Source organism: Bacillus sp. NEB1478, from assembly GCF_031582965.1.
Lineage (GTDB): Bacteria > Bacillota > Bacilli > Bacillales > Fictibacillaceae > Fictibacillus.
On sequence record NZ_CP134049.1, the window covers coordinates 984,083 to 998,392 of the forward strand.

Consider the following 14,310-nt stretch of genomic DNA (forward strand, 5'->3'; position numbering starts at 1 on the left):
CGCAATAATCCTACATTTTTATACAAAAATGCGTGTCTAGTCTTACTCAACTTGCACATAAAAAGGTGACCCAGCTATTAGCCAAATCACCTTTCAGTATCATATTACACTTGATATTTATAGAGCCATAAGATTCCGGATTTCAATAGTCTCGGAACTCGGCCGATTAATGCAGTGCTGCCCATTGTTCCGAATCCGCTTTTCTTACCTAATGATCCCATAACGCCTTTAAGTTTAATTTCGTGCATTTCAGGAAGCGGCTGTTCGTTCCAGCGCGCTAACAATACTTGTGATATTTGTTCTGCTTGTTCTTCAGCAAGCTGTGCGCTTGGTGCATATGGAAGACTTGCGCAATCACCAACGACATACACATGCTCGTTAGAAGGAAGGTAGTGATATTCACTAAGTACAACACGGCCTTGGCTGTCTTTCTCAACATCCATAGCACGAACGATGTGACTAGGCTGAATTCCGGCTGTCCATACAATTGCATCACATTCTACTTTTTCATCGTGGTTGTATAGAGCGCCTTCTTCAACTTTTGTTACGTTCGAATTGTTGATGACTTCAACACCATGCTCTTCAAACCAGTTTTGTACATAGTTGCTTAATCTTTTCTTATAAGCAGAAAGAATCATTTCTCCGCGGTCAAAAAGTTTGATGTTTAAATCAGGGCGGCTTTCACGCAGTTCAGAAGCAAGCTCAACTCCTGACAATCCTGCCCCGACAACCGCAACTACAGCATTTGCATGCAAGTTATTAAGGATTTGGTACGTCTGTCGCGATTTATCAATCGTTTGAATACTCAATGTAAATTGATCAGCGCCTGGAACATTATGATATTTGTCTTCACAGCCTAAGCCTATAACAAGGTCATCATATGAAACAGCATCTTGATCTTTTAATAAGACTTTCTTTTCATTAACATCGATGCCCGTTACTTCACCATATTTGATGGACAAGCGCGGGTGGTCAGGAAAAGTTACACGCACATGATGGTCAGAAATTGTACCTGCAGCTAATGCATAGTATTCTGTTTTTAAACAATGATATGGTACACGGTCAATCAGTGTAAGCTGAATATCTTCTGGGAGGTCTGAGGAATTTAGAAGCCTCTTTAACACACGCATATTTCCATATCCTCCGCCAAGTAAAACGAGGTGCTTCATTTGTCATTTCCCCTTTTCTATCAAGACAATTCTTATCTATAATTGTTGAAAATTTTTCATGCACGAAGTAAACGATTTCACGTTTTTAACATGTTTAAGTATAGCACTTTGCTATAAATTCACAACTCTTTTGTGGAAAAAACCAATTGAAAAAACTGTATACATTGACTAGCGTTTTATAAAAAGTTAGGATGTATTCATCAAGAGGTGAAAAGATGAGACCAATAATTGAATTTTGTGTAAGCAATTTAGCGAGTGGCGCACAAAAAGCACTTGAAGAGCTGGAGAAAGATTATGATCTGGATGTGATCGAATATGGATGTCTCGGTTATTGCGGACAATGCGCTAAATCTTTATTTGCATTAGTAAATGGAGATATCATACATGGAGATACATCAGATGAGCTCGTTAAAAATATTTACACTCATATAGAAGAAAATTTTAATTTCTAAACAGCTTTCCAATTAAAAGGAGAGCTGTTTTTTTGTTCAAGATTAATTGGTGAATCTCTTATTCATCACAATATCGCCTATGATTGCAGTACATAGTTATTATAAAAGTTTTCCTTGCTATTGAATGGACAAACAATATAAAAGTGTATAGAGAAAAATTTATTGTAAAAAATAACTAGAATGAAAATCTTGAAAAAGGATTGCAATTTTGTCGAAATTTGTTACATTATTATAGGGTCAGTCATTCGATGTCTGACGTCTTACTTGAAAGCGCAATCAAGTTTCGCCATACGGAGAAATTCGAAATACATTTTTTTAGGATTATAGGGGGAAAATCAAAATGACAATTTTATTTGGAATACTGGGTATCATATTGATGCTTGCAATCGCTTTTATTATGTCAAATGACAAAAAGAATATTAACATTAAAGCGGTTGTTATTATGATGGCAGTACAATTAGGTATTGCTTACTTCATGCTAAATACTTCAATAGGTAAAACAGTATTGAATAAAATAGTAAACGCATTCAATAAAGTTCTATCTTTTGGTCATGATGGTATCGCATTCGTATTCGGAGATTTAAGTGATAAAAACTATTTCTTCATAAATGTACTTATGATGATTGTATTCGTTTCAGCATTGCTTTCAATCTTAACGTATACAAGAATCTTGCCTTTAGCTATTAAATACATTGGTGGTGCAGTTGCTAAAATCACTGGTCTTCCAAAGATCGAATCTTTCGTAGCTGTAAACTCAATGGTGTTCGGTGATACAACAGCAATCATCTCTGTTAAATCACAATTGCACAAACTATCAGCAAACCGTTTATTTGTAGTTGTAACTTCTTCTCTAGTAGCAGTAAGCTGTTCAATCTTAGGTGCTTATATGCAAATGGTACCTGCTGAATATGTTTTAGTAGCACTTCCGATTAACGTATTCTCTGGACTTATTCTTTCTTCTATTGTGTCTCCTGTAACTTCGGACGAAGATGAAGAGATTGATGTTAAAGAAATGATTCCTGAAAAGTCATTGTTCGAAGCAATTGGAAATGGTGCATTAGATGGAGGTAAAGTTGCCTTAATCGTTGGTGCCATGCTAATTACTTATATTGGTTTACTTTCAATGGTTAACTTTGCTTTTGATGCAGCATTCGGTATGACGTTCCAAAGAGTATTAGGATATGTTTTTGCGCCTATCGCTTTCATTATGGGTATTCCTGCTAATGAAATTGTCCGAGCTGGTTCAGTAATGGGAACTAAAGTTGCGGCTAATGAGTTCGTAGCGATGCTTGACTTCATGAAAATGATTCCAAAGATGGATCATAAAACTGTAGGTATTGTTTCATCATTCTTGATTTCATTTGCTAACTTTTCATCAATCGGGATTATCTTAGGTACAGTTCAAGCAATCAATGGTGAAAAAGCTTCACTCCTTGCAAAAATGGGCTTAAAAGTATTGTTAGTTGCAACGATGGGTTCTGTATTAACAGGAACAATCGTAGGACTATTCTTATAAAACTAGATGAAGACGACTCAAAAGAGTATTAAACTCTTTGAGTCGTTTTTTGTTGTTTTAAAGCCTGTTTTTCCATTTTTTTCTGCTATTTTACTCTAAAAACAATACATAAATGTTAACCAGGGCATCTTATCCTAAAATCCTTTTTGTTTCTAATGTTTTTGAGCCAGCATTTGTATTTAATTCCACGGTAATGACCAATATATCCACGTTAATTACGATAATTTCACGTTAGTCCCAGCAGCCCGTTTTTCCGCAGGAGTGTCGGAGATTTTCTCTGCAATTTTAACAACGATGTTTAACAGAGTCTAAATAATAAAAAAAACCGCCAGGACGAACATTCATCCCAGCGGTTTCAATATTTATGCTTGTTGGCTTCTCATCTGCTTCATTACCCATGGCTTTAAACGGGTAAATAGAGCTATAAATAATAATGCAATAATTGTGCTTTTGATTAAATTAAACGGTGTTACCCCTTTTAACACAAAGTCAAGCATCATTTGGCTGGACATTTGTTGTGCTCCAAGAAACCAAGTATAGGCAGGCAGGATAATCACATAATTCAAGAATCCCATCATAGTTGTCATTAAAATAGTACCGGTAATTAATCCAATAGAAAGCTGCTTTACCGTATGTTGTTTCCGGAACATATAAGATACTGGAAGAATGAACAGGGTGCCAGCGATAAAGTTTGCTAATTCGCCAACAGGTACACCAGTAAAGCTTCCTACAATACCGTAATGAAGCATATTCTTAATCGCCTCAACCATAATCCCTGCAGCTGGTCCAAAAATAATAGCTGCCAGTAAGGCTGGTACTTCACTAAAATCAATTTTTAAAAATGCCGGCAGTCCTGGAAACGGAAAATCGAGCATCATAAGCAGATAGGCAATCGTGCTCAACATCGATACAGCTACCATTTGTTTAACTTTTCCCTTTTGCATTGAAATCTCTCCTCTTTTGTCGTGCGCCATCTATGATTTCAAATGCGGTACAGGCTATTTCACACAAAAAAACCTTAGTCTCAAATAGAAGAGGACTAAGGGAGTTTGTTGAAAAACAGCGTATGAAAGAAGCATTTTTTATTTAAAAATGCACACTCAAACATAAGCTCACTCATTAAGAATGAACCGCTGTACCAACATCTTCTCCCATCCAGACTGTACTGTCGGCTCTGGAGTTACACCAGATCAGCAAAGAGATGACATCGACGTGATGTCCAGTTTCAACAAAATTGTTTCTACATTTCTCATTCGCTCACGGGCTGATGAAGAGGGAATCTTCAATTACCGCCGGTCGGGAATTTCACCCTGCCCCGAAGATGGATCGCTATTGTATTTTATTACACCACCTATTATACTTTAAAAAATAAAGAATGTGAATAAAAGAGCAATGTCTAACCTTCCAAATAGAGGATGAAACACATGAAATTAACCTTTGAATATACATGGCCATATGAAAGAATGATGAATGATATCTATATTTTCGAATGCCCGTTTTGCAAAGCTTCCAACGTATTGACGAGCTTTAAAGAAGAACAATTAACTCTTGCTAAAGAAGGAGTTAAACAACGATTAATCATGCCTTGTTGTCATGGTAAAATGACGATTTTAAATGCTGACGACGATTATTTTTATACAGATGAAAAACTAAGAGCCCGATCATAAGGAGTAAATACCGAGCATGAAAACTTTGAGATTTACAAAAATGCATGGACTAGGAAATAATTATATCTACGTAAACATGTTTCAAGAAAAAATTCCAGAAGCTGATTTAGCAAGCCTGGCAATAGCCGTTTCTAATCCATATACCGGGATTGGATCGGATGGAATGATTTTAATTTGTCCTTCTGAAACAGCACCTGTAAAAATGAGGATTTTTAATAATGATGGTTCTGAAGCAAAAAATTGTGGAAATGGACTCCGTTGTGTTGCAAAGTATGCTTATGAAAACGGCATCGTCAAAGAGACTGAATTCAAGATTGAAACGCTCGGTGGTCTGGTTACAGCTAAGCTGATAATAGATGACGAGGATAACGTATCACTAGTTACTGTTAATATGGGTCAGCCCATTTTAAAACCTGATCAAATTCCTGTTAAAGGGTTCTCAGAGTATGACTCCCTTATTGATGAGACCGTTATATTCGCTGAAAATGAGCTCCAAATGACAGCAGTTTCGATGGGAAATCCTCATGTGGTCTTTTTTGTAGACAATATTGAAGACGCACCATTACATTCATTAGGTCCCATTATTGAAAAAGATCCGATGTTTCCAGATTGGGTTAATGCAGAATTTATTGAGATCGTTTCAGCAGAAGAAATGCATTTCCGTGTGTGGGAAAGAGGATCGGGAATCACACAAGCCTGTGGAACAGGAGCTTGTGCAGCAGCAGTTGCTGCCATATTAAATAAAAAAGCAGAGCGAAATACAGATATCACTGTCCATTTAGCTGGCGGAGACCTGATTATCAATTGGCATTCGAATGGCGATGTTTATATGACAGGTCCAGCTGAAGTCATTTGTACAGGTGAATTTATCATAAGATAAAAAAGAAAGTGCAGGCCTTTGAGCCTGCACTTTTTTAATGATTTTCCTAGTATTTTTGCACGATGTTATAAAACGTATCGCGTTCTACCGGTACTTTATTTGCTGTTTTTATTAAATGAACGAGTTCTTTTCTTGTAATACCCGCAGATGTTAGTGCGCCTACAGCATGTGAGATTCGTTCTTCGATCAATGTTCCATGAATGTCATCTGAACCAAATGTTAGGGCCATTTGTGTTAGTTGAACACCGATATTGATCCAATAAGCTTTAATGTGATCAAAATTATCAAGCATCAGACGGCTGATTGCAATAGTTCTCATATCGTCAAATGCAGAAGTTCTTCTCATTATCCCCATCGATTGTGTTCGAGGCTGCATAGCAAGCGGGATAAATACCATAAAGCCATTTGTTGAATCTTGAAGCTGACGCAATCGATCCATGTGGATTAAACGTTCTTCTTTCGTTTCAATCGAACCATAAAGCATCGTAGCGTGTGTTTTAAGTCCAAGACCATGAGCAATTTCATGTGCTTCAAGCCATTGGTCTGTTGAAGCTTTGTCAGGACTCATTTTTGCACGATAACGTTCTGTTAAGATTTCTGCACCCCCGCCAGGCAATGTGTCTAATCCAGCTTTGATCAGTTCTTGTAAAACTTCCTTCATCGAGATGCCGGCAATTCTGGAGAAGAATTCAATTTCAGCACCAGTATATGCTTTTACCGTCACTTGCGGAAAATGTTTTTTAAGAGTTTTGATTGTATTTAAATAATAGTCAAAAGGAACTTCATGGTTATGTCCGCCAACAATATGGAACTCACGAATGTTGTCATTCCATCTTTTTTGTACATATTCCAAAAGCTGCTCGTCATTCATTGTATATGCGCCATCTTCACCAGGCTTGCGTTTGAATCCGCAGAAGCTGCAGGTTGCTTCACAAACATTTGTAGGGTTGATGTACAAATTTTCAATAAAATAGACATGATCGCCATTTTTTTGTTTGTTTACTTCATTTGCAAGACGGGCAATACTTAGTAAATCGTCCGTTTCATACAGGAACAAGCCGTCTTCAATCGATAACCGTTCACCGTGCTTAAGTTTCTCAGCAATTGCTTCCATTCTCGTATCTAAAGTTAAAATGTTCGCCATTTCTAATCCCCCTAATTTTTCAGTGGTCATTTTAAATGTTAAGCGTAAATCACGCTCTCCTTTTACCATTTTTACACGAATACTATGTAAAATAGGGAAGTTGCTTTTAAATAAAAATATTACATCATGTTAAGCACCAAAGCGCCTATATCATTATAATCCTTATAGTTAATAAGGACAAGGAAAGTCGCTTTTTTGATAATATTATCCAAATAATAAATGGTTTATTGTTTGTTAATTGAAATAAATGTAAAATAGGAATATGAAGTTTTAGAATGCAGAGTGGAGTGACATGATATGAAAGCCACATCAGAAGCAAAGAAAATTCAAAATATCGAACAACTGGAATCTTTACGCAATAAAATGATTCAAACAGCTAATACATTTGGGATTCATCACCCAATGGTACTTAGTTACAGCAGAAAAATTGATGAAACACATAATACTATTATGAAACTCCAGCAAATGGAGGAATAAGATTCAGTGAAGCCTATTTCTTGAGAAGAAACACGGCACAAGATATACTAATATTATAATCCTTATATATACTGTCATTACGTATAACTTGTCTACTTGATGATAAACGACGCAGTGACAAGTTTAAGTTTGAAGTATAAGTGCGACTAAGGCTGATTGATAAATCACCAGCCAAGTTTACTAAAAAGGAGTGAACAAAATGATCGTTGAAATTACAGAATCAGCAGCCAGTAAAATCAAAGAGATGCTTGCTGCGGAAGAAGACCAAAACCAGTTTCTGCGAGTCGCTGTAAAAGGCGGAGGATGCAGCGGATTATCTTATGGACTAGGTTTTGATAGTGATAAAAATGAAAAAGACCAAGAGTTTACGATAGAAGGCATTCAAGTAATCGTGGATGAAGAAAGTGCTAAAGTATTAAAAGGGACTGTAGTCGATTTCAAACAAAACATGATGGGCGGCGGATTCACCATCACGAATCCAAATGCAATCGCATCATGCGGCTGCGGATCATCTTTCCGAACAGCAACAAACGCCGGTGCGCCGGAAGAGTGCTAAAAAAATCGAATTTAAAAGAGAATGACCCAGAAAGACGCGAATTAGCGGATTTTTTGGGTCATTCTTTTCTTTTTTTTAGGCTTTTTATAGTTCTTTTATGATGAATTCCTAGATTTTAAAATAATCCAACGAGTTTCGAGCATAATCCAACGGGTTTTCGCTTTAATCCAACGAGATTTACTATTATTCCAACGGATTTTCCTTAAATACTCCCGAGTTGACAGAAAACGACAAAAGTAGAAGGCTGCCCTCAAATAAAGGGAGGCTGATCCAAAAGTTTATACTTTTGGATCAGCCTCCTTAGTTAACGTTTTTATTTAAACAGCACGTATACTCCAATTAAATCTGAAAGTATGGATGCCCCTATGATTAAGTATTTTTGTTTGCCTGTTTGTTTTAAACCTAATGGCATTAAAACAGTTCCTATAATAAAGAATAATATGCCCAATATCAAGTTCCATTCCATAATGGTTAACTCCTTCATAAATGACAAAAATAAAACCCGATGCGCCAACACCGGGTAAATGCTTTAAGGTTTCAGCGGCACTTGTCCGCCTCACAAATGATTGTAACAAACATTGAAAAGATAATCCATATGGAAATTATTCCAATGTATTCTTTTCCAACTCAATTAAAAGTTTTTTAAGACGCGGCAGCTTCATTTTTGTATCCTCTAGAAAAGATTCATCCGTAATATGCAGTTGTCCTATAATCTGGTTGATCTCATTTAAGCAATCAGCGGCATGCATTTCTTCTTCCGTAAACTGTCTGTTCAATTTATAAACTCCTTTCATTTGTGCAATCAAAAAAGCCGGAAATCATCCGGCTTCCTACTATACTACACACGTTTAAAACATACTCGTACTATGCATAGGCTGTGTTTTTGCCTTTGGATCAATGTATGTTTTGGCATTGTTTACAGCAGTTGGTGCTTCGCCAAATCCTGAGGCGATTAGTTTTACTTTCCCATCATAAGAACAAACATCACCAGCTGCGTAGATTCCCTTAATATTCGTTTCCATTCTGGAGTTTACTACGATAGAGTTTTTCTCGATATCTAAGCCCCATGTTTTAATCGGTCCGAGAGAAGAGACGAAGCCGTAGTTTACAATTACTGCATCTACTTCAATCGTTTCTTTTAGATCACCATTTTCTAAAACTACTGCTGATATGTTTTCGCCGTCGCCAATCAGTTCTGTAATCTGATATGGCGTTTTTACAGCTACTTTTGAGTTCATTAATTGTTCAACACTATGTTCATGAGCGCGGAACTTGTCACGACGGTGTGTTAATGTAACTTCTGGAGCAATTGGCTCTAGCATTAATGACCAATCGAGAGCTGAATCTCCTCCGCCGCAAACCAAGACTCTTTTCCCAGCAAAAGAGTTAAGATCATCTACAAAATAATGCAGGTTTTTTCCTTCATATTGTTTTGCAGCATCTAATTCTAGACGGCGCGGCTGGAAAGCGCCAACTCCAGCGGTTATCAATACAGCTTTACTATAATGAACGGTTTTATCCGTTGTAAGTTCAAAGATGTCCTCTGTTTTTGCTACATTTTGAACAGATTCTTCTAATACAATAGCAGGATTAAACTGCATCGCTTGTTCTTTTAGATTATTCACAAGATCTTGAGCAAGAACTTTCGGGAAACCTGCTACATCATATATGTATTTTTCAGGATATAATGCGGAAAGCTGTCCGCCAAGCTGCGGCATACTTTCAATAATCTTGACTTTCATTTGTCGCATTCCGCCGTAAAAAGCAGCGAACAAACCTGAAGGGCCACCCCCGATAATGGTAATATCATAAACTTCTTTTGACATAAACTTCTCACCTCTTCTGTTTTCTGTGGCTGATAAACATGTATATGTTCAGACTAAGAACACCTTGCTATCTCTCATTTTAGATTCTTGATAAAGATAAAAAGTCCTTCTTTTCATTAGTATAATTTGACAGAAAGACTCACCTTGCAGAATATGAGAAATACCATTAGAAAATATACATAAAAGGCAATTAATCATTATAAATTTGAATACTATCATAACGAAAAAAAGGTTGAAAAAACAAGGAAAAAGGAATAAGATGTTTGTGTATGAAAAAAAATGTCGATATTTCGAACATTTTTGTCCTCATTCTATGCCTTATTACGTGAAATACATCACAATCTTTTCCTTTTCTTCATATTTAATTAAAGAAAAGGTCAAACTAAAAAAAATTAGAACTGGAAGTGAAATTAGATGAGCAAGCCAAAAATTCTTATACTAGGCGGCGGATATGGCGGTATTATGTCAGCTGTTCGTTTACAAAAAGAGCTAGGATCTGATGAAGCAGAAATAACATTGGTAAACAAACATAATTACCACTACCAAACAACATGGCTTCATGAAAATGCAGCAGGAACGCTTCATCACGACAAAACACGTATCATGATTGATAACATCATCGATATGAACAAAGTTAATTTTGTTCAAGATTCTGTTGTTGAGATCAAGAAAGATGAAAAGCGTGTTATTTTAGAAAACGCTGAATTAACATATGATTACCTGATCATCGCATTAGGTTCTGATCCTGAAACATTCGGAATTCAAGGATTAAAAGAGAATGCATTTAGCATCCGCAGCATTAACTCTGTTCGTAAAATCCGTGAGCACATCGATTATTCTTTCGCTCGTTACAACAATGAAGGTCAAAAAGATGAGCTTATCACAATTATCGTTGGTGGAGCAGGATTTACAGGAATTGAATTTGTTGGTGAGCTTGCTGACCGTGTTCCTGAACTTTGCCGTGAGTACGATATTCCTCGCGAAAAAGTACGCGTAGTTAATATCGAGGCAGCACCGACAGTTCTTCCAGGTTTTGATGAAGAATTAGTTGAATATGCTATTAACAATCTTGAGCGCCGTGGAATCGAATTCCTTGTAAACACTCCAATTAAAGAGTGTCATCCTGATGGAGTTGTTTTAGCGAATGGAGATGAAATTAAAGCATCTACAATCGTTTGGACTGGTGGGGTTCGCGGAAACCACTTAGTGGAAGAAGCAGGATTCGAAACAATGCGTGGACGTGTGAAAGTTGACAAAGATCTTCGTATGCCAGGTTACGATTATATTTTTGTTGCAGGTGACTGTGCACTTATCATTGACGAAGCAGCAAACAGACCATATCCTCCAACAGCACAAATTGCGATTCAACAAGCTTACACAATTGGACGCAACATTAAAGCATTAATGAACGGTGGGAAAATGGAAGAGTTCAAGCCAGACATTAAAGGTACTGTTGCATCACTTGGTAAGGGTGAAGCGATCGGTAAAGTTGGTAACAAAAAGCTATTTGGTGCAACTGCATCAGCGATGAAAAAAGTAATCGACAACCGTTACCTCTTCTTAATCGGCGGCGTGCCAATGGTTATAAAAAAAGGTAAATTAAAACTATTTTAATCAAAAATGATACACTAAGGACAGGGCGTAGAGCTTCTGTTCTTATTTTTTTATTTAGCTGTTTTCGTAATCTTTGTTGCTCTTGGAAGTAGTTGATTTCCGTTACAGGATACTCGCTTTCCGTGGGGCGTGCGGTGAGCCCCCTCGGCACTTCGCACCTGCGGGGTCTCACCTGTCTAGCTGCAGCGGCTAGCTCCTCGAGGTCAAAAGTTAAATGGTCCTGAAGGCAAAAAGCGCCTTCTTAGACCATTTCCCTTTTGCTTGTCGGAGCTGAACAAGCCGTTTCCGCTTTTCGGACTGTCCCGCTTCTCCCACAGGAGTCTCGTACCTTGCACTCCAATCAACTTGTCAGTGTTGAGAATGAACAATGTACCTATAAGCAACAATCTTTTAGAAAATAGACTTTTACTTAAATAGAAGGAGCGGGCAAAATCCATGACTAAAAAAGACAGAGGAACAGTTTGGCTAGCTGCTGCTGGTCTTTTAATAGATGAAGACGGAAAGTGGCTCGTTGTGAAAAAGAAATACGGCGGCTTAAAAGGAAAGTGGTCTATTCCTGCAGGTTTTGTAGAAGCAGGTGAAACTGTGGATGAGGCAGCGGTCAGAGAAGTTTTTGAAGAAACAGGAATATTAGGTGAGGTCGTATCTGTATTAGGTATTCGAACAGGTGTAATTAAAGAAACAACGAGCGATAACATGATTGTTTTTTTACTGAATAAGAAAAGCGGTGCGTTAATGCCAGCAGAGGGAGAAATAGAATGTGCGTCTTTCTTAACTCCCGAAGAACTAAGGAATGACCCTGCAACCTCTTTGATGATTCACTTCTTTATGAATCAAAAAGACAAAGATATTCATGATGGAATTAACCCCGGAGATATATTTGGTTACACTTCATATAAAATATTTGATACTAGATGAAAAAGTACGAAATATTCTGATAATTTAAGAATGTGCTCAATGTTTACGCTTACATGAGGTTATTTCGCCTGAAAATCGGTTTTTCAATATCTCAAATCCTTGTTATTATTATCTGAAAATTTAAACTAATAAACAAGGGAGTGTTACAACATGAGAAAACATGCGATTCAGAAAAAACACGATCAATGTCCATATTGTGAAGGTAAAGGGTATTTTCAACTTTTGCTTGGAGGTTCTGAAACGTGTGTGGAGTGCTCAGGAAGCGGTAAGAAAAGAGCTTAGAACATGTCATAACGCTCTCACAGGAATTGACGGAAATCCCCCCATTTAGTAAACTAACGAAAGATAAATGGGGGGGTCAACATCATGGATTTACTTTTACCACAAGTAATCATTTCTATGTTGCTTTTTATGGTTCTGTTTTTTGGAATCGGATTCTTGTTTAATATGCTTCTACGCGCCACATGGTTTATGGCTATTTTATATCCGATAGTCGTCGTATTAATCGTAGATAAGATCAGGTTTTTTGAGTATTTTACAAAACCGGGTTCAAGCTTCAATTTACTGGGGCACGATTTATTGAAACTATCGATATCGGATATCACAATATTAACTTGCGGATTTATCGGTGCTCTCCTTGCAGGGGTAGCTATTAAAATGCTTCGTGTCCGCGGTTACCAAATGTTTTAGAAAGCCCTCGACAAGGGGCTTTTTTTATTGTTTAGGAATATAAAAAACTAGACCTGTGAATAGTTGTTCGTCAAAATGATCGTATCATTTTTGGAGAACGAAATGGGGAATAACATCATACGGAATTTACCATAACAATTTAGGAAATTAAAGCAAGATTCCGGTCAAAAAAGGAGAAAAACGACCAAAAATAAAACCAATATGGAAGAAGATCGGCCATTTCATCTTCAAACCTAATAAATAAGTTCTTTTTAAAGCCTTAATAAGGTTCTGCAAACCATTTATCCACGCACGTTAATTTCTGCATAACCACGAAACGACATCATTCGACGGCAATCTGATCTTCCACCATCTATTTGGCAATGTTTCACTTGTTAGTAGTAGATGGCCAAATAGAATTTTGCTGGATTTTTACTATCAAAAAAAGTATAACTTTTTAACTGAATGATTATTGCGCAGCAACAAGTTAAAGTAGATAAACGTATAAGCGCAGCTAAGACTGACGGATAAGGCTTTTCTTCTATCAGCCAAGTTTTCATTACCGATTTTGTTAAATTTCATCTTTCATAAAAAATGTATACAAGTTTTCTTCTCTGGGAAGGAATAGATAGGAGAGGAGTGTACATTTTTTGCTGAAAATTAGAACGTTTGCAAAAAGAACGGCTTTCACCATGCTATTTATTTGTGCCATCTTTACAACGTTTCGCTCTATATCTGGAGTTGAAGCAGAAGATATCGCAAATTGGTTAGATCATAAACAGTCCCATAACAACAATATGGTAGATGTTGCATTAAAGACAATCTCAAATACTTTGAAGTCACTGCCATCCCTGGAAAACATTAAGCTGACATCCGCAGAAATCGAACTGCCTAAAAATCTTGAAGATACAATTGATAAAAATAAATATCCTTCTATGAGAGTAACAGCTACTGGTTATACAGCGGGGAAGGAAAGTACAGGAAAATTAAAATCCCATCCAGCATACGGCATTACGAAATCAGGCGTTAAAGTGAAGCGGGATCTGTATTCAACAATTGCCGCTGACACATCCGTTTTTCCTATCGGGACCGTTCTTTTTATTCCGGATTATGGTTATGGAGTTGTCGCAGATACGGGCTCAGCGATTAAAGGAAATCGAATTGATCTGTATTACAATACAGTAGATGAAGTATATGAAAAATGGGGCAAAAAAACACTAAAGGTGTACATTATTGAACGCGGTGATGGTCATTTTACTGAGTCAGAACTTAAACAGCTCAATGACACAAAATCATTGCAAGTGTTCAGACAGCAGCTTTTATAACTTAAAAGCTACATATTGATAAAAGCAAAAAAGCTTCAGGACGAGTACGTATCCTGAAGCTTTTTTTTACACTTTCAAAAGGATAAATCTTGATGCA

Annotated in this window: 17 protein-coding genes and 1 riboswitch; of the genes, 11 read left to right on the forward strand and 6 right to left on the reverse strand. The window is 37.0% G+C overall.

Annotated features, from left to right (window positions below):
* Positions 1-104: 104 nt before the first annotated feature.
* On the reverse strand, positions 105-1,169 hold the full coding sequence (locus RGB74_RS04660; RefSeq protein WP_310761836.1) for an NAD(P)/FAD-dependent oxidoreductase: 1,065 nt from the start codon (positions 1,167-1,169) through the stop codon (positions 105-107).
* A 215-nt stretch (positions 1,170-1,384) separates the two neighbouring features.
* Between RGB74_RS04660 and RGB74_RS04665 the strand changes: the two genes are divergently transcribed.
* Together RGB74_RS04665 and RGB74_RS04670 are read left to right on the forward strand one after the other, a co-directional pair.
* Positions 1,385-1,621, forward strand: coding sequence for a YuzB family protein (locus RGB74_RS04665; protein WP_310761837.1), 237 nt, complete (start codon positions 1,385-1,387; stop codon positions 1,619-1,621).
* 340 nt (positions 1,622-1,961) lie between these two features.
* Positions 1,962-3,137, forward strand: coding sequence for a NupC/NupG family nucleoside CNT transporter (locus RGB74_RS04670; RefSeq protein ID WP_310761838.1), 1,176 nt, complete (start codon positions 1,962-1,964; stop codon positions 3,135-3,137).
* Between the two features lie 362 nt (positions 3,138-3,499).
* On the opposite strand, the gene RGB74_RS04675 is transcribed toward RGB74_RS04670, so the two are convergent.
* Complete coding sequence (locus RGB74_RS04675) at positions 3,500-4,081, reverse strand: ECF transporter S component (RefSeq protein ID WP_310761839.1); 582 nt, start codon at positions 4,079-4,081, stop codon at positions 3,500-3,502.
* A gap of 195 nt (positions 4,082-4,276) precedes the next feature.
* A riboswitch (FMN riboswitch) is annotated at positions 4,277-4,464 on the reverse strand.
* 97 nt (positions 4,465-4,561) lie between these two features.
* On the opposite strand from RGB74_RS04675, the gene RGB74_RS04680 reads away from it, so the two are divergent.
* Both RGB74_RS04680 and dapF read left to right on the forward strand, forming a co-directional pair.
* Positions 4,562-4,804, forward strand: coding sequence for a hypothetical protein (locus RGB74_RS04680; protein WP_310761840.1), 243 nt, complete (start codon positions 4,562-4,564; stop codon positions 4,802-4,804).
* A 16-nt stretch (positions 4,805-4,820) separates the two neighbouring features.
* On the forward strand, positions 4,821-5,684 hold the full coding sequence (gene dapF / locus RGB74_RS04685; protein WP_310761841.1) for a diaminopimelate epimerase: 864 nt from the start codon (positions 4,821-4,823) through the stop codon (positions 5,682-5,684).
* Between the two features lie 46 nt (positions 5,685-5,730).
* Here the strand turns inward: dapF and mqnE are convergent, their stop codons facing one another.
* Positions 5,731-6,828: an aminofutalosine synthase MqnE gene (gene mqnE, locus RGB74_RS04690; protein ID WP_310761842.1), complete on the reverse strand. Its 1,098-nt coding sequence runs from the start codon at positions 6,826-6,828 to the stop codon at positions 5,731-5,733.
* A 297-nt stretch (positions 6,829-7,125) separates the two neighbouring features.
* On the opposite strand from mqnE, the gene RGB74_RS04695 reads away from it, so the two are divergent.
* Both RGB74_RS04695 and RGB74_RS04700 read left to right on the forward strand, forming a co-directional pair.
* Positions 7,126-7,305 (forward strand): aspartyl-phosphate phosphatase Spo0E family protein, encoded by a 180-nt coding sequence (locus RGB74_RS04695; protein WP_310761843.1) that lies wholly within the window; start codon positions 7,126-7,128, stop codon positions 7,303-7,305.
* 199 nt (positions 7,306-7,504) lie between these two features.
* Positions 7,505-7,861 carry a HesB/IscA family protein gene (locus RGB74_RS04700; RefSeq protein ID WP_310761844.1) on the forward strand — a complete coding sequence of 119 codons (357 nt, stop codon included), beginning with the start codon at positions 7,505-7,507 and terminating at the stop codon, positions 7,859-7,861.
* Positions 7,862-8,174: 313 nt separating this feature from the next.
* Here RGB74_RS04700 and RGB74_RS04705 read toward each other — a convergent pair whose 3' ends face one another.
* The 3 genes from RGB74_RS04705 to RGB74_RS04715 all read right to left on the reverse strand — a co-directional run bounded on the left by RGB74_RS04705 (position 8,175) and on the right by RGB74_RS04715 (position 9,687).
* Complete coding sequence (locus RGB74_RS04705; RefSeq protein WP_310761845.1) at positions 8,175-8,327, reverse strand: hypothetical protein; 153 nt, start codon at positions 8,325-8,327, stop codon at positions 8,175-8,177.
* Positions 8,328-8,463: 136 nt separating this feature from the next.
* Positions 8,464-8,637, reverse strand: coding sequence for a hypothetical protein (locus RGB74_RS04710; RefSeq protein WP_310761847.1), 174 nt, complete (start codon positions 8,635-8,637; stop codon positions 8,464-8,466).
* A 72-nt stretch (positions 8,638-8,709) separates the two neighbouring features.
* On the reverse strand, positions 8,710-9,687 hold the full coding sequence (locus RGB74_RS04715) for an NAD(P)/FAD-dependent oxidoreductase (RefSeq protein ID WP_310761849.1): 978 nt from the start codon (positions 9,685-9,687) through the stop codon (positions 8,710-8,712).
* Between the two features lie 414 nt (positions 9,688-10,101).
* Between RGB74_RS04715 and RGB74_RS04720 the strand changes: the two genes are divergently transcribed.
* The 5 genes from RGB74_RS04720 to RGB74_RS04740 all read left to right on the forward strand — a co-directional run bounded on the left by RGB74_RS04720 (position 10,102) and on the right by RGB74_RS04740 (position 14,213).
* Positions 10,102-11,301 carry an NAD(P)/FAD-dependent oxidoreductase gene (locus RGB74_RS04720; RefSeq protein ID WP_310258224.1) on the forward strand — a complete coding sequence of 400 codons (1,200 nt, stop codon included), beginning with the start codon at positions 10,102-10,104 and terminating at the stop codon, positions 11,299-11,301.
* A gap of 435 nt (positions 11,302-11,736) precedes the next feature.
* Positions 11,737-12,219 carry an NUDIX hydrolase gene (locus RGB74_RS04725; RefSeq protein ID WP_310761852.1) on the forward strand — a complete coding sequence of 161 codons (483 nt, stop codon included), beginning with the start codon at positions 11,737-11,739 and terminating at the stop codon, positions 12,217-12,219.
* A 150-nt stretch (positions 12,220-12,369) separates the two neighbouring features.
* Positions 12,370-12,501, forward strand: coding sequence for a YuiA family protein (locus RGB74_RS04730; protein ID WP_310761853.1), 132 nt, complete (start codon positions 12,370-12,372; stop codon positions 12,499-12,501).
* An 84-nt stretch (positions 12,502-12,585) separates the two neighbouring features.
* On the forward strand, positions 12,586-12,909 hold the full coding sequence (locus RGB74_RS04735; RefSeq protein WP_310761854.1) for a YuiB family protein: 324 nt from the start codon (positions 12,586-12,588) through the stop codon (positions 12,907-12,909).
* Positions 12,910-13,547: 638 nt separating this feature from the next.
* Positions 13,548-14,213, forward strand: a complete 666-nt coding sequence (locus RGB74_RS04740; RefSeq protein ID WP_396136046.1) for a 3D domain-containing protein — start codon at positions 13,548-13,550, stop codon at positions 14,211-14,213.
* Positions 14,214-14,310: the final 97 nt, after the last annotated feature.